We start from the raw sequence: 25,609 nt of genomic DNA on the forward strand, positions 1-25,609 counted from the left end.
GCCGCGCGTGCGCGACGGGCCCGGACTTCAGCGTTGCCGTTGCCGCACGAACTCGTCCGCCCGGCGCTCGAACTCCGCGGGGCTCACGTCCTCGATGCGGCTGGCCAGCGTCCACCGGTGCCCGAACGGGTCGAGGACCTGCCCGGTCCGGTCGCCGAAGAAGTGGTCCTGGACCGGGCGCAGCTCCTCCGCCCCCGCCCGCCGGGCCCGGGCGAACGCCGCGTCGACGTCCTCGACGAACAGGTACAGCGTCACCGGCGTGCCACCCAGCACTTTCGGGCCCGGCAGCGCGGGGTTCTCGTCCGACAGCATGACGATCGTGCCGCCGATCCGGATCTGCGCGTGCGGCACCGAGCCGTCGGGCGCGGTGTAGCGTTGCAGCTCCTTCGCGTCGAACGCGTTCGTGTAGAACGCGATCGCCGCGTCGGTGTCTTCGACGGACAGGTAGGCCGTCAGTTCCGCGTAGTCGTCGGGAATCGGTTTCACCACGGGCCACCTCCGGTGATCCGGTCGAGGGCGTCGAGGAACCGCCGCAGCTCGGGGACGGTGCCGAGGGACACCCGCAGGTGCCCGGGGAAGCCGAACATCCCGGTGTCGCGCACGAGGATGCCGTGTTCGCGGGCCAGGACGTCCTGTGCGGCCCCGGAATCCGGCACCCGCACCGCGACGAAGTTCGTGACCGAGGGCAGGTACCGGTACCCGCGCCGGTCGAGCTCGGCGCAGAACCACCGGCGCCGCTCCTCGCCGGCCCGGCGGACGTCGTCGAGGAACGGCTGGTCGGCCAGCGCCGCCAGCGCGGCGGCCTGCGCGACTCGGTTGACGCTGAACGGCAGCACGGTCAGCGTCCGCCGGACCTCGGCGATGAGGTCGGCGGGCCCGAGGGCGTAGCCGATCCGCAGGGCCGCGAGCCCGTACGCCTTGGAGAACGTGCGCAGGGCGAGCACCGGGACGTCGTCGGCCAGGTGCTCGCGGACCTGCGGCTGGGAAGGCGGCCCGAACTCGTGGTACGCCTCGTCGAACACGAGCGGCGTCCCGGATTCCCGCGCCGCGGAGACGAGCGAACCGAGCCCGGCCCCGGAAAGCGCGGTGCCGCACGGGTTGTGCGGGTTGCACACGTACCCGATGCCGCACGAGGGAAGGCGCTGCGCGTACGCCGCCACGTCGACGGCCGCCCCGGAGAGCGGGACTTCGGCCGCGCCGCGGCCGATGCGCTCCAGCGCCGCCCGGTAGCCGGGGAACGTGCCGGCGGTGACGAGCCCCGGCAGGCTCGGGTCGCCGAGGGTGAGCGCGGTGGCGAGCACCAGCTCGTCGCTGCCGTTGGCCACCGCGATCCGGTCTTCGGGCAGGTCCCAGTGCCGGGCCAGCGCGGCGACGATGCCCTCCCGCTCCGGCGCGGGGTAGCGGTTGATCCGCGCCAGCTCCCCGGTCACCGCCGCGACGGCCGCGGGGCTCGCGCCGCACGGGCTTTCGCTGAGGTGCAGCCGCACCAGCGAGTCGGCCGCGGGCACGCTGGTGTTGTAGTTCCGCGTCCCGGGCCGGGCCGGCGCGCTCACAGGTGGTCTCCCACCAGGATGCCGAAGCAGTAGCTCCCCACGACCGCCTCGAGCGTCAGGAAGCAGTGCTCGCTGCCGGCCGGGATGCGCATCACGGCGGGCGAGACCAGCTCGTGGCGCACGCCGTCGAGGTGCACCTCGATGCGGGCCTGGCCCGGTTCGGGCGAGACGAGGAAGTAGAGCTCGTCGACGTCGTGCCGGTGCGGGGCCGCGACCGGCTTGCCCACGAGCTTGCTCAGCTCGCCGCCCGCGAGCTGCACCGGCAGCCCGCCGAACATGTCGGCGGTCAGGTAGAAGGGCGCGGGCTGGTGGTGCCCGGCCACCGCGAGCGGGATGGGCAGTCCCGTGACGATCTCCGCGGTGGCCGGGTCCTGGACCGTCACGACGACTCCAGCACGAACAGGTAGGTGTGCGGCGCGCCGAACGGCACGGTCCGGCGCAGGTGCATGCCGCCGCGTTCGAAGAGGCGTTCGTACTCCTCGCGGAAGTAGATCGGGACACCCATCAGCGCGTGCGCGAGCTCGAACCCGCTGGAGAACACCGGCAGCCGCGCGTCCTCGCCCGCCGTGCGCGGCCGGATCGTGGTGTCGGCCAGCAGGAACGTGTGCGCCCGCGGGAAGGCCTTGCGCAGCCGGGGGATGACCTCCTCCCGGCGTTCCGGCGCGGCCAGCAGGTCGTGCAGGAACATGAAGCTCATCACGACGTCGGCCTCGTCGGCGCCGTCGATTTCGCGGCCGGCGAAGAGGATGTCCAGCACGTCCGCGCAGACCGGCTCGACCGTGCCGCGCAGGCCGTACTTCGCGACGGTCTCGTGCGCGAGCACGGTGGCGGGCCGGCTGATGTCGATGCCGATGCCGCGGCTGCCCGGCCGGCCGGCGACCAGCCGGCTGACCCGCTCGCTGACGCCGGCGCCGAGGTCGACCAGGCTGCGGAAGTCGATGCCCGCGATCTCCTCGTCGAGGATTTCGCGCATCAGCGCGGTGTCCGCCTGTGCCGAGCCGAGCGCGACCATCCCCTCGTCGCGGTGCAGGTCGTCGCCGAACCGGCGCTCGCCCCTGGCCAGCGGGGCCGCGTTCGCGAAGACGTCGTGGTAGCCGCCGACGCCCCAGGTGAAGAACCCGAGGGTCCGGACGGCCTCCTCGCCGAGGGCGGTGGCCCGGACGCGGTCGCCGTGGACGTCGAGGTAGCCGAACGACTCGGCCGCCTGGACGAGCGCGCGGAAGACGCCGGGGTCCAGCGCGCCTTCGGCGCAGAACGCGGTGGTGTCGAGGCTCCGGCCGTCCCGCAGGCGGTCGAACACGCCGAGCCGTTCGAGCGCGTGCACGACGTGCGCGCAGATGTAGCCGTTGAACGCGGTGTCGGGGTTCAACGGGGCCAGTGCCTGGCCTTGCCATTCCGAAGTGAGTGCGTACACCGACGACAATGGTCCATACCTCTCTGGGGTCACCCGCGGCGGGCGCCGTGCGGGGCCACCCGCCGCGGGGAGCTGCTCAGGCCGGCTGGTGGGCCAGGTGGGCGGCCACGGAGTAGGGGCTGAGGTCGACGGCCGGCTGGTCGCCGCGGTAGAGGTCGCGGATGATCTGGCCGCTGACCGGGGCCTGCGCCAGGCCGTGGCCGCAGTAGCCCGCCGCGAAGAGGACCCGTTCGTGCTCGCCCTCGCCGCGGCCGATGACCGCCGACTTGGTCGGCGTGACGTCCAGCGTCCCGGTCCACGCGCTGTGCAGGGCGACGCCCTCGAGCTTCGGGTACCACTTCGGCATCTCTTCGACGGCCGCCTGGTACCAGATGTCCCGCATGCCCTCCTGCTTGGAGATGCGCTCGAGACCGACCAGGAACCCCTGGTCCAGCCCCATGGTCTTGAGGCCGGACACCGGGTGGAAGGTGAACGGCGTGTCGACCTCGTGGCCGGCGATCGGGTCGGTGCGCAGCAGCTCGGCGAACTGGCCCCACACCGGCAGCTCCAGCCCGGCCAGCTTGCCGACGTCGCCGCTCCACGGCCCGGCCGCGATGACGATCGCGTCGGCGGTGTAGTCGCCCGCCGTCGTGGTGACCTCGCCGGTGCGCGCGTCCAGCCCGGTCACCTCGGTGCCGTTGTGGAGCTTCGCGCCGAGCTTGCGCGCGGCGTCGACGTACCCCGCGACGATGGCCTCCGGCTTGATCCGGTAGCACTCCGGGGACCAGACGGCGGCCTCGATCGTGTCGGGGTCGAGCCACGGGTTGTGCTCGCAGGCCTGGGCCGCGGTGAGCACCTCCAGCTTGGCGCCCGCCGCCCGGTGCTCGGGGACCAGCGCCTCGATCTCGGCCGCCTGCTGCGGGCTGGTCAGGATGGTCAGCAGGCCGAGCTCGCGCAGCCCGAGGTCGGTGCCGGTCGCCTCGGTGAACTTCTGGAACTCGGCGAGGCTGAGCGTCGCCAGCTCGGAGTCGTGCGGCTTCTTCGGGAAGTAGGTGCGGAACGCGCGCGCGGTCTGCGACGTCGTGGCCGTGCCGAACTCGTTCTTCTCCAGCAGGGTCACGTCGATGCCGGCCTGGGCGCAGTGGTAGGCGATGGACGTGCCGATCACGCCGCCGCCGACGATCAGCAGCTCGGTGTGGGTCTTCCGGTCAGGCATGCGCACTCCTCGTGATGGTCGGGCGGAACGTCCAGGTGTCGCCACCCAGGTCCCACGGGAACAGCTGCAGGTTCCAGGCGCCGAGCGCGTTCGTGTAGGTGGCCAGCTGCGACAGCAGGGCGACGAAGTCCTCTTTGGACTGGGTTTCCCGCACCAGCGCGACCACGTCCTGGGTGAGGTCCCACAGCGTGTCCAGGCCGCAGTAGCCGAGGAACTCGGTGGGCTTGACGAGCAGGATCTTCGCCATCTCGACCAGCGCCGGGAGCGGCAGGTCCGAAACCCGGGCCGCGCGCACCAGGCCGGTCTGGGAGGCGTAGCCCAGCGGCCGGGTCTCGCCGTTGATGCAGACGAGCGTGGTGAGCACGGAGTTCTTCGTGCCGGCGCCCGAGCCGAACCGGCCTTCGTGCGCGGTGACCAGCTCTTCGGGCGGCTCGACGAGGATCCGCTCGGTCTCGGCGGCGATCCGCTCGATCACTTCGCGTGCCCGCTCGCTCTCCGCCGGCAGGCGCCGCACGCCGTGGCCGGCTTCGCCGTCGACCCGGCGGACCTGCGCGAGGATCGGGGCCCCGTTGCCGTACACGGAGTCCCAGACCATCTGGCCGATCTTCGGCAGCTGGTCGACGTCCTCGGGGATCACGCTGCCGATCGGCGCGGTCGGCATCGGCTCGGTCAGCTCGCCGTACTTGATGGTCAGGTGCTGGACCGCGGAGCAGAACACCGTGCCGTTCGGCTGGATCTTGCGGTCGACGCGGTGGTCCGGCACGGCGTGGAGCAGATCGTGCGCCGGTGGGACGTGGTAGAGGCAGTCACCGGCGACGAGCGCGTGTCCCTGAAGCGTCCGGTACGGCAGCGCCGCCCACAGCGGTTCGACGAGCTGCGCATTGCGCTCTTCGTCGAGTTCGATGCGTACCCTGGCGCCGATCGACTCCCAGGCGATCTCAATTTGGCGCATTGTTCCACCCCATTCTGATTGTGATGCGGTGACGGTATCAGTGGCCGGAAACCCTTGGTAGCTTTGAACCTTTTCCCCAGTCGGCCACGGCCGGTCTTTGTCAGTCCGGGCGTTTTTCCGCTATTCCGGCCCCGGACCTGACAAATTCCGGCGCGGTTTTCCGGGCGGGGGCGAGCGCCGCCGCGCAGAGCACGGCGGCGACCGAGACGGCGAGCGGGAGCACCGCGGTTTCGCGCAGGGCCGCGGCGAACCCTTCGCGGAACGCGGGGGAGGCGGGGTCCGCGCCCGCGAACCCCGGCAGGGCGGCGTGCAACCGGTTCTGCAGCAACGCGCCGACGGCGGCGCCGCCGACCACCGCGCCGACCTGGCGGGTGGTGTTGAAGACCCCGGAGCCCGCCCCGGCGAGCGCCGGGTCCAGCTCGCCGACGGCCAGTTTCGCCATGAGCACGAAGACGCAGGCGATCCCCAGCCCGGCGACCACGAGCGCGGGCACGAACCGCCACGGGCCGGCCCCGGCACCCGTCTGGACGGCGACCACCGCGAGCCCGGTGGCGTAGGCGGCCAGCCCGGAGACGAGCAGCCTCTTGCGGCCGACGCGGACGGCGACCCGCTCGACGAACGGTGCCGCGACGCCGGAGGCGAACGAGGCCACGGCCAGCACGATCCCCGCGTCGCCCGGCGGGAGGCCGAGCACGGTCTGCAGGTAGAGCGTCAACGGCAGCATGAGCCCGGCCATCGCGATGCCGAAGCAGAGCATGACGGCGTTGGCGAGGGAGAAGTTGCGGTTCGCGAACAGGCGGAGCGGGACCAGCGGGTCCCGGCGCTCGACCCGTTGCAGCAGCACGAAAGCGATCCCGAGCGCACCGCCGGTGCCGAGCAGCAGCGGGATCGTGACCGGGCCGGCGACGGTGCCCCAGTGGTAGCGCTCGCCTTCGAGGAGCCCGAAGCTGATCGCCAGCAGCGCCAGGCAGATCAGGACCGTGCCCGGCAGGTCGAAGCGGTGGCGCGCGCCGGGCCGGTGATCGGGGGCCAGCACCAGCGCGAGCACCGTCCCGGCGACACCGACCGGCAGGTTGAGCAGGAAGATCCACGGCCAGCCCAGCGTGCCGACCACCAGGCCGCCCAGCACCGGTCCGGCCACTGTGGACAGCCCGGCGACCATGCCCCACACGCCGAAGGCGGCGCCCCGGTCGCGGGGCGGGAAGAGCACCGTGATGAAGGTGAACGTCTGCGGGGTGAGCAGGGCGGCGCCCAGTCCCTGCAGGACGCGGGCGGCGATCAGCTGGTGCACGTCCGCGGCGGCCCCGCACAGCGCGGAGGCGACGGTGAACACGACGAGCCCGGTGAGGTAGACGCGCTTCGGCCCGTACCGGTCGCCGAGCCGGCCGGCCGCGATGAGCGGGACCGCCAGCGCCAGCAGGTAGCCGTTGACCACCCACAGCACCTCGTCGAAGCCGGCGTCGAGGTCGCTGCGCATCGCCGGCAGGGCCACGTTGACGATGCCGGCGTCCACCAGCGTCATGAAGAACCCGCCGCACAGCACCGCGAACACCGCCCGCGGGCGGTCGCGCAGGCGCCGCACCAGGCCGGTCACGGCCCGCTCGGGACCGGCGTGAAGGGCGCGAGGTCGACGCCGGGGGAGTGGCCGAGGTACAGGTCGCGGAGGATCCGGCCGGTGGCGGGCGCGTGCCCGAGGTCCTGGCCGGTGTACCCGGCGGCGACGAAGAGCCGCTCGCCCGCGCGGCCGATGAGCGCCGTCCGGTCCGGGGTGACGTCGACCGAACCGGTCCAGGCGCTGTGCAGCCGGACGTCCGTCAGGCGTGGGTACCGCTTGGCGACCTCGGCCACGGTCTCCTCGAACCACACGTCCCGCATGCCTTCCTGCCGCGAGACGCGTTCGAGGCCGATCATGAAGGCCTGCCCGGTCCCCAGCGTCTTCAGGCCGGACTCCGGGTGCACGGTGAACGGCACCTCGCCGGTGGGTACCGGGTCCGTGCGGAACAGCTCCGCGAGCTGCCCCCACAGCGGCAGGTCGACCCCGGCGGCGGCCGCCAGCCCGCCGGTCGCGGCGCCCGCCGCGAGGACGACGGCCTCCGCGGCGAACTCGCCGTCCGGCGTGGTGACCCGGCCGCTCGCCGCGTCCAGCGCGGTCACGGGCCGGCCGGCCAGCAGGCGGGCACCGTGTTCGCGGGCGCCGCCGGCGTACCCGCGCTCCACTTTCGCCACGTCCAGCAGGAACGACTGCGGGCACCAGATCGCCGCCTCCATCCCGGCGGGGTCCAGCCACGGGTGGTACGCGCAGGCCTGTGCGGCGGTCAGCAGTTCGAGCTCCACCCCGGCGTCGCGCTGCGCGGCGAGCTCCGCCTCCAGTTCCGCGGCCTGGTCCCGGCCGGTCAGCACGACCAGCCACCCGACGTCGGCGAGCACGAGGTCGGCGCCGCCGGCCGGCTCGAACGCCCGGTAGTCCGCGAGACCGCGGACCGTCAGCTCGGAGTTGTGCGTCTTCCCCGGCTGGTAGGTGCGCACCGGCCGGGTGGCGGCCTCGGCCGGGCGGTCGCCGGGCGGGTCCGGGTCGAGCAGGACGACGTCGACGCCCGCCCGCGCGCAGTGGTAGGCGATGGACAAGGCGATCACGCCGCCGCCGACGATCAGCAGCTCGGCCGCGGTGGTCCGGTCAGGCATGGGTGCTCCCTGTCAGTGAGAGGTGCCGGGTTCGCCCGGCGGCAGCAGGTCGGCCCGGTAGTCGGTCCGGGCCAGCAGCCGCACGAGGTGCGCGACGGAGGCGAGCGTGACGTGCCGGTGCCACCCCGGGAACGACCGGCCGGAGAAGTCCCAGATCCCGGCGTGCCGGGCCACCGCGTCGAGGTCGCGGTCCACCCGGCGGACCAGTTTGGACAGTCGCAGGATCGTCGTGGCCGGCACGGCCGTCATCGTCGTCAGCCACAGTTCTTCGCAGACGTTCTCCCCGAGCGGGCTGACCGCGATGAGCTGCATCGGCAGGTCCGCGCCGGGGGTTTCGGTGCCGGACGGCCACCGGACGTCGACGGTCGTCAGCAGGTGGCCGCTCTCGATCCGGGCGTCCGGGCCGGCGACCGGGCGGCTGCGGAACCGGGCCGCCTCGACGATCTGGCGCGCGGTGAGCGGGCCGGGCGTGCGGGGCCCGGCCAGCGCCGGGTCGTCGATCTGCAGCTGGATCGTCGACGAGATCCGCACGAGCAGCGGCGCTTCGGCCGCACGCAGCGGCCGCAGCAGCTGGGCCGGTTCCATGTCCCGGCCGTCGAGCACCACCGGCCGGCCGCCGCCGGACCGGGCCGGCCCGCCGAGGTAGGCCTGGGCCGTGCACTCGCCGAGGCTCTCCGCGCCGACGTCGCCCGGCACGCCGGCGCGGGCGCGCCGGTCCGCGTCCTCGGCCCAGTCCCGGGGCAGCTGGAGCCGCCAGCTCACCGGGACGCTGGCCGCTTCGGACACGGCGAGCACACCGACGGCCTGCTGGCCGTGGACGGCCTTGCCGCGCGCCGGGCAGAACCGGCGGGTCACCGCCACGGCCTGCCGGCCGGCCTTGGGGACCAGCACCGGGCGGATCACCCAGGCTTCGGGTTCCATGGCCCGCGTGACGTACCGGGCCAGCGCGGCGCGGACCGGTTCCCAGTCCCACGTCGAGTCGCTGATGAAGTGGTGCAGCCGCTGGTCGATGCCCGGGCCGTCGACGCGGGCCGCGATGTTGCGGATGGTCTTGCGGCCGGGGGTCTCCAGCAGGCCCCGCAGGTACTGCCGGGCGCGCAGCCGCTGGTCCCGGCGGGTGAGCGTGGCGAACAGCTCGTCGCAGACGCGGTCGAGGACGAGGCTCGTCGCGTCCGCGGGGGCCGTGGGCGCCGGGAGCGGTTCGAGGCGGGGCGGTGCGCCCGGCGTTTCCCGGCGGCACCGGCGCAGGCGGTCGAGCACTTCGACGACGGTGTGCGGCTCGAGGTCGAACTCCTCGGCCACCTGGTGGACCGGCGTGCTGGGCCGCGGCCGCGGGACCACCGGGGCGCCCGGCCGGAGCGGGACCAGCACGGCGTCCGGGCTGTCGGCGGGCTTTCGCCGTGGGCGCCCGGGTTTCGGGGTGCAGCCGGCCACCGCGGAGACGAACGCGTCCTCCTCGTCGCCGTCGAAGAACACGACGTCGATCGAGCGGTCGCCGCGCAGTCTCGCGGCGTTCAGCCGGTGCATCCCGTCGAGGACCCGCATCGTCGGGCGGTGCACGAACACGGGCGGCAGCTTCACCGCGGACCGGGCGAGCGCGGTGACGTATTCCGGATTCGCCCCGTTCGCCCGCAGTTCTTCCCCGTGCCGCAGAACACCGATCGGAATGGTGCAGACCCGCGGGGCCGGGACGTCACCGGCGCCGCCGATTCTCGCCGCCGAACCTTGATCCCAGCGCATCGAAGTTCCCCTCACCCAGTCAGTCCGGCTTCGTGGTCATGGGGACCGCGGGGTGGAACCGGCAACGCGACGAAGAATTCGGATGGACGTCCCCAGACCGATTCCCGGCGTTCGTGGTGGTGGCGACGGGAATCTTGCCTCAGGTTAACCAAGCGCACGGTGGACAACAAGGGTGCCAGTTGATCACCCCGGCGGGGGGTTCCCACTCGGTTTTCCGTTCCCGGTCGGACGGTGTCCGAATGGGGAGAAAACGCGATTCGGGTGTGTCAGGTCGAATGGCGGGAGCGACCTGATGGAAATGGCCGTCACCTGACACAGTGCGCCGACGGCTCTTTGTCTGTTCGCGCGCCGGACCCTAAGACTGGGACGCAGTCGACCAGTTCGGGAGATCGCGTCGGGAGAACACAGTGCTCACTCGTTCAGCACCGGGGAGAACGGCCGGAGACGCCGCGCCCGACGTCCGGCCGGCGGGCCAGCAGCCCCGGTGGCCCGACGCGGCGCTGGCCGGGCGGGTGCGGCGGCAGCTGGCCGCGTTGCCCGGCCTGGTCGAGCTGGCGGACGTGCTCGAACTGCGCGCCCAGCTCGCCCTGGTCGCCGCCGGGGAGGCCGGCGTGCTGCAGGCCGGCGACTGCGCGGAGGACCCCGCCGAGTGCGGGCCGGGCGACGTCGCCCGCAAGAGCGGCCTGCTGGAACTGCTGGCGGGCCGGATGAAGCTGACCACCGGCCGGCCCGTGCTGCGGGCGGGCCGGCTGGCGGGGCAGTTCGCCAAGCCCCGCTCCAGCCACACCGAGCGGGTCGGGGACCTCGAGCTGCCCAGCTACCGCGGGCACATGGTGAACCTCCCCGAACCGACACCCGAGGCCCGCCGGCCCGACCCCGCGCGCCTGCTGTCCGGCTACCGGCTCGCCGGCTCGGTCCTGCGGCACCTGGGCTGGGCCGGCCGCGGTGCGCGTCCCCGGCTCACCCCCGAGGTCTGGACCAGCCACGAGGCCCTGCTGCTCGACTACGAAGTGCCGATGGTGCGCCGGTCCGAAGCGGGGCGGTGGTGGCTGTCCTCGACGCACTGGCCGTGGATCGGCGAGCGGACCCGCCAGGTCGACGGGGCGCACGTCGCCCTGCTCGCGCAGGTCGTCAACCCCGTGGCCTGCAAGGTCGGTCCGGGGATGACGGCAGGCGAACTGCTCGCGCTGTGCGCGGTGCTCGACCCGTGGCGCGAGCCGGGCCGGCTCACGCTGATCGCGCGGATGGGGGCCGACGAGGTCGGCGCCCGGCTGCCCGCGCTCGTCGCGGCGGTGCGCGCCGCCGGGCACCCGGCCATCTGGCTGTCCGACCCGATGCACGGCAACACCGTCCGGACCCCGGACGGGTTCAAGACGCGGCTGCTGCACCGGATCACCCAGGAGGTGCACCAGTTCCAGGTCGCGGTCCGCGACGGCGGCGGCGCCGACGGCGGGCTGCACCTGGAGACCACCCCGGACGACGTCACCGAGTGCGTCGCCGCCGACGCGGACATCGGCCACGTCGGCGACAAGTACACGAGTCTCTGCGACCCGCGCCTCAACCCGGACCAGGCCGTCTCGGTCGTCGCGGCGTGGCGCGGGTGAACGGCGAGGAGGTCACCACGATGGAGGACAAGGTCGCCCTGGTCACCGGGGCAGCGGGCGGGATCGGCGCGGCGGTCGCCGAGGAACTGGGCCGTCTGGGCGCGCGGGTGGCCGCGGTCGACCGCGACCCCGCGCGGCTCGCCGAGGTGGCGGGGAAGCTGACCGCCGGCGGGCTCGCCGTCGAGGCGTTCCCCGCCGACGTCACCCACGGCGGCGAGGTGGCCGCGCTGGTCGACGGCGTGGAACGCACGATGGGGCCGGTCGAGTTCCTGGTCAACGCGGCCGGCGTGCTGCGGATGGGCCCGGTGCGCCGGCTGGCCGACGAAGACTGGGCCGCGACCTTCGCGGTCAACACGACCGGCGTGTTCCTGGTCTCCCGCGCGGTGGCCGACCGCATGGTGCCCCGGTCGCGCGGGGCGATCGTCACGGTCGCGTCCAACGCGGCCGGGACGCCCCGCATGGAGATGGCGGCGTACGCGGCGTCGAAGGCGGCGGCGGCGATGTTCACCAAGTGCCTCGGCCTCGAGCTCGCCGCGCACGGCATCCGCTGCAACGTCGTCGCGCCCGGCTCGACCGACACCGCGATGCTGCGGTCGATGTGGCGGGACGACAGCGGTCCACAAGCGACGATCGACGGTCTTCCCCAGGCCTACAAGGTCGGCATCCCGCTGCGCAAGATCGCCCGGCCGTCGGACATCGCGGACGCCGTCGTGTTCCTGCTGTCCGAGCGGGCCGGGCATATCACGATGCACGACCTGACGGTCGACGGCGGCGCCACCCTCGGCGCGTGAGGAGAGCTTGGTCGTGAAGGAGGAGCCGGTCATGGCAGGCATCCCGCCCATCGAGCCCTACCCGCTGCCGGGAGCGGGTGACCTGCCCGAGAACGTCGCGGGGTGGGTCGCCGACCCGGGCCGCGCGGTGCTGCTCGTCCACGACATGCAGCGGTACTTCCTGCGCCCGTTCCCGGACACCGTCCGCCACCACCTCGTGCGGAACGTGGTCCAGCTGCGGGAGCGCTGCGCGAGCCTCGGCGTCCCGGTCGCCTACACCGCCCAGCCGGGCGGGATGTCCGACGCCGACCGCGGGCTGCTCAAGGACTTCTGGGGACCCGGCATGAAGGGCGACCCCGCCGACCGCCGGATCATCGCCGAGCTCGCGCCCGCCGCGGGCGACTGGGTGTTCACGAAGTGGCGCTACAGCGCGTTCTTCCGGTCCGGGCTGCTGGACCGGATGCGGCGCCACGGCCGGGACCAGCTCGTCGTCTGCGGCGTCTACGCGCACGTCGGGGTGCTGACGACGGCGATCGAGGCCTTCACGCACGACATCGAGACGTTCGTCGTCGCGGACGCGATCGCGGACTTCTCCCCGGACGACCACCGGATGACCCTCGAGTACGCGGCCCGGCACTGCGCGGTGGTCACCACGGCCAAGGAGGTGTGCGCGTGACGGAACTGCTGGACACCGTGCTCGGCCCGCGGCCGCCGGCGTTCGCGCTGCTGCACCGCCCGGAACGCGCCGAGGGGCTGGAGGTCTTCGTCGGCGATGTGTCCACTGTGGACACACTGACCGACGTGCCGCTCCCGGACGCGCAGGACGTCCTGGTGCTCGTCCCGTACCGTCAGCTGTCCGAGCGTGGCTACGCGTGTCCCGACGACGGCGAGCCGCTGCTGGCGATGACCGTCACCGCGCGGGCCGGGGTCCCGGTGGACGAGGCGTTCGAGAAGCTGCCGGACCTGCCCACGCGGCTGTCCGGGGAGCACTTCGACGTCTCGGACGACGAGTACGCCGAACTGGTGCGGACCGTCGTCAGCGAGGAGATCGGCCGGGGCGAAGGCGCCAACTTCGTCCTCAAGCGCTCGTACGTCGCGGAAATCACCGGCTACACGCCGCAGCACGGGCTGTCGCTGTTCCGGCGGCTGCTGCAGCGCGAATCCGGGGCGTACTGGACGTTCCTCGTGCACACGGGGGAGCGGACGTTCGTCGGCGCGACGCCGGAGCGGCACATCAGCGTGCACGACGGCACCGCCGTGATGAACCCGATCAGCGGCACCTACCGCTACCCGCCGTCCGGCCCCGCGCTGGCCGGCGTGCTCGAGTTCCTCGACGACCGCAAGGAGACCGACGAGCTCTACATGGTGCTCGACGAGGAGCTCAAGATGATGGCCGCCATCTGCGACGGCGGCGGGCGGGTGGTCGGGCCGTACCTCAAGGAGATGGCGCGGCTGGCGCACACCGAGTACTTCATCGAGGGCCGCACCACCCGCGATCCGCGCGAAATCCTCCGGCGGACGCTGTTCGCCCCGACGGTGACCGGCAGCCCGCTGGAAAGCGCTTGCCGCGCGATCAGCCGGTACGAGCCCCGGGGGCGTGGTTACTACAGCGGCGTCGTCGCGCTCATCGGCCCCGGCGGCCGGACGCTGGATTCGGCGATCCTGATCCGCACGGCCGACATCGACCGCGCGGGCCGGCTGCGCATCGGCGTCGGCGCGACCCTGGTGCGCCACTCGGACCCGGCGTCGGAGGTCGCGGAGACCCGCGCGAAGGCCGCGGGCCTGCTCGCCGCGCTGCGGGCCGGGCCGTCGAGCCTGGCGGACCACCCGCGCGTCCGGGCGGCCCTCGTGCGGCGCAACACGGGGTTGTCGGGGTTCTGGCTGGCGGGGGACCGTCCCACGCCGCGGCCGGCGGGCCGCCGGGTGCTGGTGGTGGACGCGGAGGACACGTTCACGGCGATGCTCGGCCACCAGCTGACGTCCCTCGGCCTCGAGGTGACGATCCGCAGGTTCGACGAGCCGTACACCTTCGACGGCCACGACCTGGTCGTGCTGGGCCCGGGCCCGGGCGACCCCCTGGACGCGGCCGACCCGAAGATCGCCCACCTCGACGCGGCGGTGGGTCGTCTGCTGGCCGAGCGCCGCCCGTTTTTCGCGGTGTGCCTGAGCCACCAGGTCCTGAGCCGGCGCCTGGGCCTCGAGGTGGTGCGCAGGAAGGTGCCCAACCAGGGGCTGCAGAAGGAGATCGACCTGTTCGGCGCGCGCGAGCGCGTGGGCTTCTACAACACGTTCACGGCGAGGAGCGCCGACGACAAGCTGGAGTGCCCGCCGGTCGGCATGGTGGAGGTGAGCCGCGACCAGGAGACGGGGGAGGTGCACGCGTTGAGGGGGCCTCGGTTCGCGTCGGTGCAGTTTCACGCGGAGTCGGTGCTGACGGTGGATGGGGTGCGGTTGATCGGGGACCGGGTGGGGGAGGCGCTGGGCTCGTAGTGGGGGCGCGAACGGTCCTTTGGCGCGGGCGGGGTCCTTTGGTGCGGGTGGGCGGCGACCGGCACGAACGGTCCTTTCGTACCGGTCGAGGTGTGCGAGTGGCCCTTTGGTGCTGGCGGTGGTAGCGCGAGTGGCCCTTTCGCGCGGTGTTGGCGGCGCGAGTGGCCCTTTCGCGTCGGTCGAGGTGTGCGAGTGGCACCTTTGGCGCTTGCGGCCCCGGGCGAGCGAATGGTCCTTTCGCGTCGGTGAGGTGCGCGAGCGGTCCTTTCGTGCCGGCCGAGGTGTGCGAGTGGCACCTTTGGCGCTTGCGGCCCCGGGCGAGCGAGTGGCCCTTTCGTGCCGGCCGAGGTGCGCGAGTGGTCCTTTCTTGCCGGCCGAGGTGCGCGAGTGGCCCTTTCGTGCCGGCCGCGGCAGCGCGAGTGGCCCTTTCGCGCACCAGCCACCGCCCTCAGAAACCCCCCAAAGCCCGATCCACCAGCTCCCCGGCAGCCCCGGTGTACCCCGCCGGATCACCCAACCTCCGCAACTCCCCCTCCGACAGCCCCACTTCAGCCCGCGAAGCCAGCACCTCCGGCAACGCCCGTCCGGTCCTCTCCGCCACCTCGGCCGCCTGCGTCACCAGCCGACGAGCCTCCGCCTTCCCCAACGTCCGCCCGAGCACCGCCGCCAGCCGCTCCGAGATCACCGTCGAGGTCAGGTTCGCCCGCATCCGGTCCGGCCGGACCCGCAGCCCCGCCATCAGCTCCGCAGCGGTGCACGCCGCCCCGCCCGTCAGCCGCAAGCACTCCCGGAGCAGCGGCCACTCCGCCTGCCAGCCGCCCGCCGAACGCTCGTCCTCCGCCGACAGGCACTGGGTCAGGGCCGCCGCCAGGACCGGGACCTGCAGGGCCGCGCTCCGGATCAGCGTGGCCAGCACCGGGTTGCGCTTGTGCGGCATCGCCGAGGAGCCGCCGCGGCCCGGGGCCGTGGGCTCGGCCACCTCCGCGATCTCCGTCCGCGACAACGTCTGGACGTCGATCGCCGGCTTGCCCAGCGCCCCCGCCGTGAACCCCAGCGCCGCCGCCAGGTCCGCCACCGGCGTGCGCAGCGTGTGCCACGGCAGCCGCGGCCGGGCCAGGCCGGTCTCCGCCGCGAACGCCTCCGCCAGTGCCTCCGGGGACGCGCCGTGCTCGACGTAGCCCGCCAGCGTGCCCGCCGCCCCGCCGAGGGACACCGGGAGGCTCACCCGGTCGAGGCGGGAAACCGCGTCCAGCACCAGGGACCGCCAGCCCGCCGCCTTCAGGCCGAACGTCGTGGGCACCGCCTGCAGCGCCAGCGTCCGGCCCGCCAGCACCGTGTCGCGGTGCCGCCCGGCCAGCTCGGCCAACGCCGACGCCGTCCGCGTGAGGTCCGGCTTGATCACCTCCAGGGCCCGCCGGGCCACCAGCATCGCCGCCGTGTCGAGGATGTCCTGGCTCGTCGAGCCCTGGTGGACGTAGTCGGCCGCCGACGGGACGGCTCGCGTCAGCGCCTTCACCAAGCCCACCACCGGGTTCGCCGTCTCCCGGGCCTGCAGGGCGAGCGCGCGCAGGTCGAAGCGGTCGGCCCGCGCGGCGGCCGTGATCGCGGCCGCCGCCGCGGCGGGCACCGTGCCGAGGCGCGCCTGGGCCCGCGCGAGGGCCGCTTCCGCGTCGAGCATCGCCTGCAGCCACGCTTCGTCGCTCACCAGCGCCTCGACCGGCGTGCCGGCCCACACCGGCGAAAGCAGCCCCGTCATACGAGAACTCCCGCCAGCGACGCCGGTTCAATCGCCGGGGCGGCCCCGGCCGCGAGCGCGGCGCGGGCGATCGCGTCGGCGTCGCCGAGGATCACCGAGTCGACGCCGGGGCGGATCCCGGCCGCGGTGACCCAGTGCACCGACTCCGTCGGCACGCCGAACGCGAACCGGCGCGGGTGCGCGCGGCCCCGCGCGTCCAGCAGCCGGTACGGCCGCGCGGTCACCGCCAGCCCGCCCGTCTCGTAGGTCCCGCCGCCGGCGACGGGGAGCCGGTGCGTCGTGCACTGCTCGGTGCGCAGCAGGTGCAGCAGCAGCGGATCCGCGGTCCGCCGCAGGTCCGGTTCGGGCAGCCGCGCCTCGACGAGCACCGGCGACCGGACGACGCCGGGAACGTGCGGCGAGGACGCGACGAACCCCGGCGCCGCGGTGTCGATGCGCACCTGCGTCCCCGGCCCGGTGAGGTCGAGGACGCCCGCTTCGATCAGCGCGATCATCTCTTCGACCCGCGACACCGGCGGCCCGATCGACAGGAACGCGTTCAGCGGCGTGTACCACCCGTCCAGCTCGTCGCGATGCGATCCACCCTCCAGGCCACCGTGGTCCACCGCGAGCCGGACTTCGTTGCGCAGGTCCCGCAGGACGTCCAGCGCCGCCTTCAGCGGCCCGCTCACGTTGCCCTTCTTCGCCTCCCGGACGTCCCGCGCGAGGTACTCCAGCACCCACGCCCGGAAGTCCGCGCGCCCGGCGAACTCCTCGGCCGCGCACGGCTGGGCCAGCCGTTCCCAGTCCCACCGGTCCGCGGCCGCGACACCCCACTCGGCCGGCAGCCCGGACGGGTCCGGCCGCGCGAGGTACTCCTCGGCGAAGGACGGCGAACCCAGCAAGGTGCCGTAGTAGACCGATTCCACTTCGCGGGCGATCACCGGCCACAGGTCGGTGCCGAAGGTCAGCGGGCGGCGCAGCCCGGCGAGGTACTCCGGCGTCAGCAGCCGCGGCCGGTACCGGCCGGACACGCCCTTCTCGTTCTCCCCGCGCGCGTGGTGGGGGACGCCGCGGCGCGAGAACGCGTGGAGCCGGGGCTCGCGGCCGGACGGGCGGTACACCAGCCGCCCCTGCTCACGCGCGAACTCGCCCCCTCGGCCGGTCGTCAGCAGCGCCAGGTGGTCGAAGAAGCACAGGCCGAGGCCGCGCAGCAGCACCGGCGTCCCCGGCTCGATCGCGTCGAGGTCGGCGTCCGCGGGGTTGCCCGGCGGCACGTACGTCAGGTGGTGGATGCGCGCCAGGCTGGCCGTCCGCTCCTCGCGCGCGGTCGGCCGCGCGGGCAGGTGCCCCAGGGCCAGCACGACGGCGTCGAGGTGGTCGAGCCGCGTCCGGTTCGCCAGCCGGACGCCCTGCGCGCCGTCGGGGACGCCGTGCGTGTCGGCCATGGCGACCGCCCGCGAGCGGTGCACCCGGATCCGCACGTGCGCCGGGGCGCCGGCGACCACGCGCCGGAACGCGTCCCGCAGGTAGTGGCCGAACAACGCCCGCGTCGGGTAGGCGTCGGGGCCCAGTTCCCGGGCCTCCGCCAGGGTTTCTTCGTCGTGATCCGCCGGCGAACCCAGCAGCGCCAGGCTCTTCGCCCACTCGTACAGGCCGGGACCGGGCTCGGCGGGCCCGGCCATGCGGACGCTTTCGTCGGTGTGGACGGTGATCTGCGACGCGACGGTGTTGGCCAGCAGGCACCGCGGCTGCGCGGGCCGCCACACGGCACCGGCACCGGGCTCCGCCGGGTCGACGACGTGCACGGTCAGCGTCGAGCACCGGCGGTCGTGCCGTTCGTTGGCGCACAGGCGTTCCAGCACGGCCAGCCCGCGCGGCCCGGCCCCGACGACGCAGACTTCGAGGTCCGGTCCGGTCATCGGGTGGCTCCCGGGACGACGCGCGAGGCCCCGAAGTCGCGGGCACCGTGCATCCACGCCAGGTGGTCGTGCAGTTCGGCCGGGGACATCGCCGACAGCAGCCGGTTGCGGTCCGCGGCCGCCGCGCCGGCGGGGTGCCACAGCTTGATGCTCTCGCGCGAAATCTCCTGCACGGCAGCGGTGCGCTCCCGGCGTTCCCGCTGGTACCGCGAGAAAGCCGGCGCGAAGTCCGCTTCGCCGAGCAGGTCGCCCAGCACGACCGCGTCTTCGAGCGCCTGGCAGGCGCCCTGCGCCGCGTAGTGCAGCATCGGGTGGGCCGCGTCCCCGAGCAGCGTGACCCGGCCGTCGGTCCAGCCGTCGACCGGCGGGCGGTCGACCAGGACCCACGCCTTCCACTGCTCGCCCAGGGCCAGCAGCTGCCGCGGCGCGTCGGCGAGCGTGGTGAAGAGGCCGCGGACGTAGTGCGTCTCCGTCGGGACGCCGGCGAGGGCTTCGGTCGCCCCGTTGTCGAAACTGGCGGCCAGGTTGAGGTACTCGCCGCCGGCGATGGCGTAGTGCACGAAGTGGCACTTCGGGCCCGCCCACCACGTCACGGCGTTCCACCGCAGGCGTTCCGGGACCCGCGCCATCGGGATGATCGAGCGGTAGACGGTGATCCCCGAAACGCGGGGTGCGCCGTCGCCGACCAGCTGCCGCCGGATCGCGGAGTGCAGCCCGTCCGCGCCGATCAGCGCGTCCCCGGTGATCCGCTCGCCGGTCGTGAGCACGGCGCTCGCGCTCGAGCCGTCCTGTTCGTAGCCCGCGACCGGCCGGCCGGCACGCAGATCGATCCGCGCCGACGCGCGGCACGCGGCGAGCAGCAGCCCGTGCAGCTCGCCGCGGTGCACCACGACGTACGGGTTGCGGAAGCGCCGCCGGTAGTCCTCGGTGAGCGGCACGCTCACGACGTGCTCGCCGGTCACCCCGTCCATGAACCGCAGGCCCTCGACGTGCACGGCGAGGGCGCGGACCCCGGCGCCGAGCCCCAGCCGCTCCAGGGCGTGCACCCCGTTCGGGGCCAGCTGGAGCCCGGCGCCGAGTTCGGCGAACCGCTCGCCGCGTTCGAGGACCACCACGTCGTGGCCCCGCTTCGCGACGCTCAGCGCCGCCGCCAGCCCGCCGATGCCGCCGCCCGCGACGATGACCCGCGCCACGGCTACCGGCCCCCGCCGCGCGCGTGCAGGACCTTGGCCAGCTCCAGCCGCTTGATCTTGGTCGTCGCGGTCTGCGGCAGGTCCTGCTGCCGCCACTGGACGGGCTCGGCCATGGCCGGCAGGGCGGCCGTGGCGCTCGACCACGCCGCCATGTCCAGGGGCTTGTCCTCCCGCGTGCACACCACGGGCACCGGCCTGCCGTCCGCGCCGGGCACGATGATCACCTCGACCAGCTCGTCCAGCTCGGAGAAGAGCGTGTCCTCGGCGGCCAGCGTGCTGCCGAAGCCGGGGATGACGTCGACCTCGCGGTCGAGCAGGTGCAGGCAGCCCCACCGGGTGCGGTAGCCGACGTCGCCCATCCGCCACCAGCCGTCGTTCTCCTGCCGGGCGTACCGCTCCGGCTCGCCCAGGTAGGTCAGGACCCGGCCGTCCGTGCGGACTTCGATGTACCCGGGGGAGGACGCGGACACCGGGCGGCCGTCCCGGCTGACCACGCGCACGCCGGTCATGCCGGGGAAGGCGTGCCCGACGCAGCGGCCGTCGGCGTCCGCGCGCCGCAGCCGGGTGAAGATCCGGCCGACGACCGGCCCGGCCTCGCTCTGGCCGTACAGCTGGGCGAACACCGGCATGCGGTGGCGGGACGCGCGCAGCATGCGGTGCACGGTCCGCGGGTGGATGGCGTCGAACGTGCTGCTGAAGTACTTCACCCCGGCCAGGGGCCGCCGCGGGTCGTCCGCGAGCGCTTCCCAGCGCATGAACGTGTTGGGGTGGGCCTCGACCACGCCCGGGCGCAGGCGGGCGAAGAGGCCGGCGACGTGCCCCGGGTTGTCGTCGGCGAGCATGGCGAGGGGGAACCCGCGCAGCAGCGTGATGGCCAGCGCGGTGAACAGCCGCGAGTGCACGAAGGACACGTGCACGGCGACCAGCCGCCGCTTGCGGACCAGGGCGGCCGGGACGGCCTGCGGCCGGTAGCGGGCCTGCAGGGTCCGGCTGGTGTGCACGGCCAGTTTGGGAAGGCCGGTGGTGCCGGACGTGTGCGTGATGAGCGCCGGCTCGCGCGGGTCCACGGTCACCGGGGCCACCCGCGGCACTCCCGCCAGGTCGGCCAGCCGGCGCGCGCGGGGGTGGTCGCCGTCGGTGAGCAGGACTTCGCGCGCGAGCTCGAAGACCGTTTCGGGCAGCTCGTGGTCGAGCTTGGCCTGGTCGGTCACGAGGAAGGGCCGGTCGACCCGGCGGACCAGCTCGGCGACCGTCGTGCCGTCGAGCTTCGGCGACAGCAGCACCGGGACCGCGCCGATCCGCGCGGTGACGCACGCCAGGAGGGTGATGTCGAAGCCGTTCGTCTTGTGCACGACCACGCGGTCGCCGGGGCGGACCCCGGCCGCCCACAGGCGCGACGCGAGCTCGGCCACCAGGTCGGCGAGCTCGGCGACCGTCATCCGGCGGCCCAGCCCGGGGGCCAGGCCGAGGTCGTGGTCGAGGAGCACCACGTTGGCCGGGTGCCGGGCGGCGGCCCGGTCGAAGAGCGTGCCCAGCCGGATCCCGCGGTTTCCCAGGCGCTGCAACAGCATGTCCTGCTCCTTCCGGTCACGCCCGCTCGACGACCGCCTTGACGCGCCGCAGCGTGGCCTCCAGGTCGCCGGCCAGCTTGCCGGCCCAGTCGGCGAAGAACCGTTCCTTGGCCGCGTCGTCCATGTCCGCGGTGATGCCGCGGATGCCTTCGGTGGCGGTGCCCATGCGGAACCCGTGCAGCAGCACGCACCCGCCGTCCGCCGGCGCCATTTCGTAGGACCACACGCTGTCCTGCGCGCGCCCGGCCTTGTCGCGCATGGCCCAGCTGAACACCCGCCCGGGCTCGGCGGCGACCACTTCGGACTCGGTGTGCCAGGTGCCGCGCACCACCGGCGCCCACGCGACGACGTCCTCGGCCCGCCGGTTCTCGCCGCGGAAGACCGCGCCGACGGTCGACGGTTCCCCGGACACCCACGTGCCGCCCGTGCACTCCGGGCTCCACTCGGCGCTGCGGGCCAGATCGCTGACCACGGCGTAGACCTCGGCCGGGGTCGCGCGGACCGGGATGCTCGCCCGCAGCTCGAACAACGGCCTGACCGGTGCGTTCGCTTGGCTCATGGGTTCGAATCTCGCCGGAGGTGACACTTCGGGTCAACGACGGCGGCGCGGGTCCGTCAGGTCGGCGCGAGTCGTGTCGAGTCCGCGTTTCCGGTTCCGCACAACGGCTTCCGCTGTCACAATCGGCCGGGTGCTGGCTGCCTTCGTGGACCGACTCGGCTCTCCGGACGAAATCCGCGTCGGCGAGCTGCCGGAGCCGCGGCCGGGGCGCGGCGAGGTCCTGGTCGACGTCACCGCGACCACGGTCAACCCCGTCGACACCTTCGTCCGGTCCGGCCGCTACCCGACCGCGGTGCGCTTCCCGTTCGTGATCGGCCGGGACCTGGCCGGGGTGGTCGCTTCGACGGGGGCCGGGGTGGCCGGCTTCGCGCCGGGCGATCCGGTGTGGTGCAACAGCCTGGGCCACGACGGGCGGCCGGGCGCCGCCGCGGAGCGGGCGGTGGTGCCGGCCGACCGGCTCTACCGCCTGCCGGACGGCGTGCCGCCGCGCACCGCGGTCGCCGTCGTCCACCCCGCGGCGACGGCCTGGCTGGCGCTGGTCCGGCACGGCGAGGTCCGGCCGGGGGAGACCGTCTTCGTGGCGGGCGCCGCCGGCAACGTCGGGAGCGCGCTCGTCGTGCTGGCCGTCGAGGCGGGTGCGCGGGTTGTCGCCACCGCGGCCTCCAGGGACCTGCCGTACTGCCGGGAGCTCGGGGCGGCCGAAGCCTTCGACTACGCCGATCCCCGGCTCGCCGAGCGCGTCGCGGCCGTCTGTCCACAAGGGATCGATGTGCACCTGGACACCTCCGGGCGGAACGACCTCGAAGGCGCGGTCGAGCTCCTCGCCCCGCGGGGCCGGATCGTGCTGCTCGCCGGCGCGGGGACCCGGCCCGTGCTCCCGGCGGGCCCGCTCTACATGAAGGACGGCTCGATCCGGGGGTTCGTCATCTCCCGGGCCACGACGGCCGAGCTCGCCGAGGCGGCCGGCGTCCTCAACCCGCTGCTCGCCGCCGGCCGGCTGCGGGCCCGGGCGACGGAAACCCTGCCGCTGCGCGCCGCCGCCGAGGCGCACCGGCGCATGGAGGCCGGGCAGCTGCACGGAAAGCGGTTGTTGCTGGAGCCCTGACCGAGGAGGCACCCTGATGGAACGCCGATGGTGGACGCTGCTGGTGGTGTGCGCCGCCATGTTCATGCTGCTGCTCGACGTCAACGTGGTCGTCGTCGCGCTGCCGGACATCCAGCGCTCGCTGGGCGCGAGCTTCGCCGGTCTGCAGTGGACGACCGACGCCTACGCCCTGACGCTCGCGGCGCTGCTGCTCACCGCCGGCTGCCTCGCCGACAAGTACGGCAGGCGGCGGGTGTTCGTCGCCGGGCTGGCGGTGTTCACCGGCGGTTCGCTGCTGTGCGGTCTGGCGCCGGACACGCTCGTGCTGGTGCTTTCCCGCGCGGTGCAGGGGATCGGGGGCGCGATCCTGTCCGCGACGTCGCTCGCGCTGCTCGCCGGGGCCTTCCGGGGCCGCGACCGGGGCGTCGCCTTCGGCGTCTGGGGCGCGGTGGCCGGGGTCGCGACCGGACTCGGCCCGGTGCTCGGCGGGCTGCTCACCGGCGGGCTCGGCTGGCGGGCGATCTTCCTGGTGAACGTCCCGGTCGGCGTCGCCGCGCTGGTGATCGCGCTGCGGCGGGTCGACGAGTCCCGCGCGCCGGCCGGCCGGATCGACGGGCCCGGCCTGGCGACCTTGACGGCGGGGTTGTTCACGCTGGTCTACGCGCTCATCACGGGCACGCCCTTCTGGCTCGGGGCGGCGGCGGTGTGCCTGGTGGCGTTCGCCGTGGTCGAGCGGCGGGTGCGGGAGCCGATGGTCGACCTGGGGCTGCTGCGGATCCCGACCTTCGCCGGCGGTTCGATCGCGGCGTTCGCGATGAACGGCTCGTTGTACGCGGCGTTCCTGTACCTGGTCCTCTACCTGCAGAACGGGCTCGGTGGCAGCCCGCTCGTCACCGGCGTCCGGCTGCTGACCGGGTCGGCCTTCACGTTCGTCGCGGCCATCGTCGCCGGCCGGCTGTCGAGCCGCGTGCCGGTGCGGTGGCTGATCGGCCCGGGCCTGGTGCTGGTGGGCGCGGGCGTGCTGCTGATGCGGGGCGGCGGGGCCGGGTGGACGCACCTGGTGCCGGGCCTGGTCGTGTCGGGCCTCGGCGCCGGGATGGTGAACCCGCCGCTGGCGTCGACCGCCGTGGGGGTGGTGCCGCTGCCGCGGTCGGGCATGGCTTCGGGGGCCAACCAGACCTTCCGGCAGATCGGCATCGCGGTCGGGATCGCCTGGTACGGCACGATCTTTTCGGCGTCGCTGCACGACACGCTCCGGCAGCGGCTCGCCGACCTGCCTGCGCCGGGTGTCGACGCCATCGCGGGAGCCGTGCACCGGGGGACGGCCGGCGAGGTCGTCGCGGCCGCCCCGCCGGAGCTGCGCGGCCGGCTGGCCGACGCGGTCGGCGCGGGGTTCGCGGCCGCCCTGGACGACGTCCTGCTCGCCGCCGGCGTGGTCGCGCTCGCCGGGGGAGTGCTGGCCACCGTGCTGATCCGCGGCCGCGACTTCGCCGTGCCACAGCGCCGGCCGGAGCCGGTGTCAGGTGGTCGCTAGCAGGAACGATTCCCCGACCTCCGGCCGCAGCCGGTCCGGTCGCCCGGCGAAGTAGCGTCGGGTGACGTCTTCGGTCGAGACGTGCCGGACCTGCCGGAACCCCGCCTCCCGCGCCAGGTCCAGCATTTCGCCGGCGGTGAAGTAGCTGCGGAACCGGACCCGGCGGGCGGCCTTGCTGCGCTGCTCGACCGTGTCGGGCGGCAGCAGGAACGTCATCGCGAAGGTGGAGCCTTCGGCGGCCCGCGCGGCCTTGGCCAGGGTGTCGGCGACGGCGTCCTTCGTGAGGTACATGCTGACGCCGGTGCTGGCGAGCACGGCGGGCCGCGCGGCGTCGAACCCGGCGGCGGTCAGCCGTTCCCACCAGTCTTCGTCGGCTTCGAAGTCGACGGGCACCAGCTCCGGGACGGCGTAGCCCAGCTCGACCAGCCGCCGCCGCTTCCACTCCTGGGTGCCGGGCTGGTCGATCTCGAACACGCGCATCCGCTCGGCGAGCTCGGGCCGCCGCTGGGTGAACGTGTCCAGGCCGGCGCCGAGGATCACGTACTGCCGCACGCCCCGGCGGAGCTGCTCGGCGACGAGGTCCTCGACGAACCGCGCCCGGGCGACGACCCCGGCCCGGAAGCCGCTGGTGGCGTCCCGGCCCATGTCGGGCCGCCGCCGCCACTTCTCGCCGGGCGCGGCGAGTTCGAGGCCGACGGCGTCCTCGAGCACGTGCGGAGCCTCGTCGACCTCGACGTGCAGGGCCCGCCAGAGCGCCACCCGCACGGCGGTCTTCTCCGGCGCGATGGTGCGCTGGGCTGCCAACGGAATCCGCTCCCCTCGGTTTCGGTGATCACCTCCACGGTACGGCGGTCACGGGGGCGCCCGCCGTTGCACGAACGGGGGAAATCGCCGAGGGGCGGCGGTGGAGCGGGTGCGAAGGGGCGAGGTTCCGGCTTTGCCGCGCGGTTTGCGGCGCCGGGAAGCGCCCCACTGTGGCGTCGGGTGCGCCCGGCGCACCGAACGCCACATTGGGTGCGCTCGGCGCACCGAACGCCACATTGGGTGCGCCCGGCGCACCGAATGCCACGTTGGGGCGCTTGAACCCGGCCGGACCCGGAGCTCAGTCCCGGAAGAAGCGCAGCACCGAGGCCCCGGCGGTCAGGCCGAGAGCCAGCGCCCCCAGCCCCCACCGGGCCCCGGTCCGTTCCCGGCCCAGCGCGCGGTCCGCCGAAAACGCTCCCGGGCCGTCCCAGGCCAGGCAGGTGGCCGCCGTGGCCAGGACGATCGGGTACTCGTACCCGCCGTTCTCCGCCCACAGGCCCTGGCTCCGGTGGGCCGCCGCGGCGTTGACCATCTCGCCGATCAGCGCCGCCGAGGCCAGCGGGGTCGCGAAACCCGTCACCAGCCCGGCTCCCGCGCCCAGCTCGGTGAGGCCGGCCAGGGTGGCCATGGCCCGGCCGTCGCGGTAGCCGAAGGATTCGAAGGTCGCCGCCGTCTTCTCGGGGCCCGGGCCGCCGAACCAGCCGAACAGCTTCCGGCCGCCGAAGCCGATGACCAGGCTTCCGACGACGATCCTCACGGCCGACCGGCCGATACCCGTCATGGCCGTCCTCTCGCCGAAGCGTGCGT

Annotated in this window: 22 protein-coding genes; 6 read left to right on the top strand and 16 right to left on the bottom strand. The window is 74.1% G+C overall.

Features of this window, described 5'->3' with window-relative positions; genetic code table 11:
- Window positions 1-27: 27 nt before the first annotated feature.
- From ACH54P_RS47775 to ACH54P_RS47815, 9 genes are all read right to left on the bottom strand, one after another.
- Window positions 28-486: a VOC family protein gene (locus tag ACH54P_RS47775; RefSeq protein ID WP_489909943.1), complete on the bottom strand. Its 459-nt coding sequence runs from the start codon at window positions 484-486 to the stop codon at window positions 28-30.
- Window positions 483-1,553: a pyridoxal phosphate-dependent aminotransferase gene (locus ACH54P_RS47780; protein ID WP_489909944.1), complete on the bottom strand. Its 1,071-nt coding sequence runs from the start codon at window positions 1,551-1,553 to the stop codon at window positions 483-485. The genes ACH54P_RS47775 and ACH54P_RS47780 overlap by 4 nt, the downstream gene beginning before the upstream one ends.
- Window positions 1,550-1,936, bottom strand: coding sequence for a cupin domain-containing protein (locus ACH54P_RS47785; RefSeq protein ID WP_489909945.1), 387 nt, complete (start codon window positions 1,934-1,936; stop codon window positions 1,550-1,552). The genes ACH54P_RS47780 and ACH54P_RS47785 overlap by 4 nt, the downstream gene beginning before the upstream one ends.
- On the bottom strand, window positions 1,933-2,967 hold the full coding sequence (locus ACH54P_RS47790) for a hypothetical protein (protein ID WP_489909946.1): 1,035 nt from the start codon (window positions 2,965-2,967) through the stop codon (window positions 1,933-1,935). Before ACH54P_RS47790 ends, ACH54P_RS47785 begins: the two co-directional genes overlap by 4 nt.
- Before the next feature lie 76 nt (window positions 2,968-3,043).
- Window positions 3,044-4,162 (bottom strand): NAD(P)/FAD-dependent oxidoreductase, encoded by a 1,119-nt coding sequence (locus ACH54P_RS47795; protein ID WP_489909947.1) that lies wholly within the window; start codon window positions 4,160-4,162, stop codon window positions 3,044-3,046.
- Window positions 4,155-5,114: a cucumopine synthase-related protein gene (locus ACH54P_RS47800; RefSeq protein ID WP_489909948.1), complete on the bottom strand. Its 960-nt coding sequence runs from the start codon at window positions 5,112-5,114 to the stop codon at window positions 4,155-4,157. Before ACH54P_RS47800 ends, ACH54P_RS47795 begins: the two co-directional genes overlap by 8 nt.
- A gap of 100 nt (window positions 5,115-5,214) precedes the next feature.
- Window positions 5,215-6,708, bottom strand: a complete 1,494-nt coding sequence (locus ACH54P_RS47805) for a DHA2 family efflux MFS transporter permease subunit (protein WP_489909949.1) — start codon at window positions 6,706-6,708, stop codon at window positions 5,215-5,217.
- Complete coding sequence (locus tag ACH54P_RS47810; protein ID WP_489909950.1) at window positions 6,705-7,796, bottom strand: NAD(P)/FAD-dependent oxidoreductase; 1,092 nt, start codon at window positions 7,794-7,796, stop codon at window positions 6,705-6,707. Before ACH54P_RS47810 ends, ACH54P_RS47805 begins: the two co-directional genes overlap by 4 nt.
- Before the next feature lie 12 nt (window positions 7,797-7,808).
- Window positions 7,809-9,536 (bottom strand): IS701 family transposase, encoded by a 1,728-nt coding sequence (locus ACH54P_RS47815; protein ID WP_489909951.1) that lies wholly within the window; start codon window positions 9,534-9,536, stop codon window positions 7,809-7,811.
- 407 nt (window positions 9,537-9,943) lie between these two features.
- Here ACH54P_RS47815 and ACH54P_RS47820 point away from each other — a divergent pair, with 407 nt between their 5' ends.
- From ACH54P_RS47820 to ACH54P_RS47835, 4 genes are read left to right on the top strand one after another with little or no spacing between them, the layout of a single operon-like run.
- Window positions 9,944-11,140 (top strand): 3-deoxy-7-phosphoheptulonate synthase, encoded by a 1,197-nt coding sequence (locus ACH54P_RS47820; RefSeq protein ID WP_489909952.1) that lies wholly within the window; start codon window positions 9,944-9,946, stop codon window positions 11,138-11,140.
- A 20-nt stretch (window positions 11,141-11,160) separates the two neighbouring features.
- The gene (locus ACH54P_RS47825; protein ID WP_489917053.1) at window positions 11,161-11,931 is read left to right on the top strand and encodes a 2,3-dihydro-2,3-dihydroxybenzoate dehydrogenase; all 771 of its coding nucleotides are present in this window, start codon (window positions 11,161-11,163) and stop codon (window positions 11,929-11,931) included.
- 31 nt (window positions 11,932-11,962) lie between these two features.
- The gene (locus ACH54P_RS47830; RefSeq protein ID WP_489909953.1) at window positions 11,963-12,586 is read left to right on the top strand and encodes an isochorismatase family protein; all 624 of its coding nucleotides are present in this window, start codon (window positions 11,963-11,965) and stop codon (window positions 12,584-12,586) included.
- Entirely contained in the window at window positions 12,583-14,400 is a 1,818-nt protein-coding gene (locus ACH54P_RS47835) for an anthranilate synthase family protein (protein ID WP_489909954.1), read from the top strand. The genes ACH54P_RS47830 and ACH54P_RS47835 overlap by 4 nt, the downstream gene beginning before the upstream one ends.
- Window positions 14,401-14,848: 448 nt before the next feature.
- On the opposite strand, the gene ACH54P_RS47840 is transcribed toward ACH54P_RS47835, so the two are convergent.
- The 5 genes from ACH54P_RS47840 to ACH54P_RS47860 are packed head-to-tail and all read right to left on the bottom strand — an operon-like array spanning window position 14,849 to window position 21,380.
- The gene (locus tag ACH54P_RS47840; protein WP_489909955.1) at window positions 14,849-16,156 is read right to left on the bottom strand and encodes a nitrosuccinate lyase; all 1,308 of its coding nucleotides are present in this window, start codon (window positions 16,154-16,156) and stop codon (window positions 14,849-14,851) included.
- Window positions 16,153-18,057, bottom strand: a complete 1,905-nt coding sequence (locus tag ACH54P_RS47845) for an FAD/NAD(P)-binding protein (RefSeq protein WP_489909956.1) — start codon at window positions 18,055-18,057, stop codon at window positions 16,153-16,155. Before ACH54P_RS47845 ends, ACH54P_RS47840 begins: the two co-directional genes overlap by 4 nt.
- Window positions 18,054-19,250, bottom strand: a complete 1,197-nt coding sequence (locus ACH54P_RS47850; RefSeq protein WP_489909957.1) for an FAD-dependent monooxygenase — start codon at window positions 19,248-19,250, stop codon at window positions 18,054-18,056. The genes ACH54P_RS47845 and ACH54P_RS47850 overlap by 4 nt, the downstream gene beginning before the upstream one ends.
- Window positions 19,251-19,252: 2 nt before the next feature.
- Window positions 19,253-20,821, bottom strand: coding sequence for a class I adenylate-forming enzyme family protein (locus ACH54P_RS47855; protein ID WP_489909958.1), 1,569 nt, complete (start codon window positions 20,819-20,821; stop codon window positions 19,253-19,255).
- A 16-nt stretch (window positions 20,822-20,837) separates the two neighbouring features.
- Window positions 20,838-21,380, bottom strand: a complete 543-nt coding sequence (locus ACH54P_RS47860) for an SRPBCC family protein (RefSeq protein ID WP_489909959.1) — start codon at window positions 21,378-21,380, stop codon at window positions 20,838-20,840.
- A 130-nt stretch (window positions 21,381-21,510) separates the two neighbouring features.
- Between ACH54P_RS47860 and ACH54P_RS47865 the strand changes: the two genes are divergently transcribed.
- Both ACH54P_RS47865 and ACH54P_RS47870 read left to right on the top strand, forming a co-directional pair.
- Window positions 21,511-22,485 carry an NADPH:quinone reductase gene (locus tag ACH54P_RS47865; RefSeq protein ID WP_489909960.1) on the top strand — a complete coding sequence of 325 codons (975 nt, stop codon included), beginning with the start codon at window positions 21,511-21,513 and terminating at the stop codon, window positions 22,483-22,485.
- Window positions 22,486-22,501: 16 nt separating this feature from the next.
- Complete coding sequence (locus ACH54P_RS47870) at window positions 22,502-23,998, top strand: MFS transporter (protein ID WP_489909961.1); 1,497 nt, start codon at window positions 22,502-22,504, stop codon at window positions 23,996-23,998.
- Here ACH54P_RS47870 and ACH54P_RS47875 read toward each other — a convergent pair.
- Both ACH54P_RS47875 and ACH54P_RS47880 read right to left on the bottom strand, forming a co-directional pair.
- Entirely contained in the window at window positions 23,984-24,802 is an 819-nt protein-coding gene (locus tag ACH54P_RS47875; protein ID WP_489909962.1) for a class I SAM-dependent methyltransferase, read from the bottom strand. The two genes, ACH54P_RS47870 and ACH54P_RS47875, sit on opposite strands and share 15 nt — an antisense overlap.
- A gap of 298 nt (window positions 24,803-25,100) precedes the next feature.
- Window positions 25,101-25,583, bottom strand: coding sequence for a DoxX family protein (locus tag ACH54P_RS47880; RefSeq protein WP_489909963.1), 483 nt, complete (start codon window positions 25,581-25,583; stop codon window positions 25,101-25,103).
- Window positions 25,584-25,609: the final 26 nt, after the last annotated feature.

It is taken from the genome of Amycolatopsis sp. N2S4-7 (genome assembly GCF_058119595.1).

Coding starts and splice junctions, on each gene's coding strand:
- ACH54P_RS47845 (WP_489909956.1), bottom strand. CDS start 18,057: ATGACCGGACCGGACCTCGAAGTCTGCGTCGTCGGGGCCGGGCCGCGC.
- ACH54P_RS47855 (WP_489909958.1), bottom strand. CDS start 20,821: ATGCTGTTGCAGCGCCTGGGAAACCGCGGGATCCGGCTGGGCACGCTC.
- ACH54P_RS47870 (WP_489909961.1), top strand. CDS start 22,502: ATGGAACGCCGATGGTGGACGCTGCTGGTGGTGTGCGCCGCCATGTTC.
- ACH54P_RS47830 (WP_489909953.1), top strand. CDS start 11,963: ATGGCAGGCATCCCGCCCATCGAGCCCTACCCGCTGCCGGGAGCGGGT.
- ACH54P_RS47860 (WP_489909959.1), bottom strand. CDS start 21,380: ATGAGCCAAGCGAACGCACCGGTCAGGCCGTTGTTCGAGCTGCGGGCG.
- ACH54P_RS47840 (WP_489909955.1), bottom strand. CDS start 16,156: ATGACGGGGCTGCTTTCGCCGGTGTGGGCCGGCACGCCGGTCGAGGCG.
- ACH54P_RS47800 (WP_489909948.1), bottom strand. CDS start 5,114: ATGCGCCAAATTGAGATCGCCTGGGAGTCGATCGGCGCCAGGGTACGC.
- ACH54P_RS47880 (WP_489909963.1), bottom strand. CDS start 25,583: ATGACGGGTATCGGCCGGTCGGCCGTGAGGATCGTCGTCGGAAGCCTG.
- ACH54P_RS47815 (WP_489909951.1), bottom strand. CDS start 9,536: ATGCGCTGGGATCAAGGTTCGGCGGCGAGAATCGGCGGCGCCGGTGAC.
- ACH54P_RS47825 (WP_489917053.1), top strand. CDS start 11,161: ATGGAGGACAAGGTCGCCCTGGTCACCGGGGCAGCGGGCGGGATCGGC.
- ACH54P_RS47810 (WP_489909950.1), bottom strand. CDS start 7,796: ATGCCTGACCGGACCACCGCGGCCGAGCTGCTGATCGTCGGCGGCGGC.
- ACH54P_RS47795 (WP_489909947.1), bottom strand. CDS start 4,162: ATGCCTGACCGGAAGACCCACACCGAGCTGCTGATCGTCGGCGGCGGC.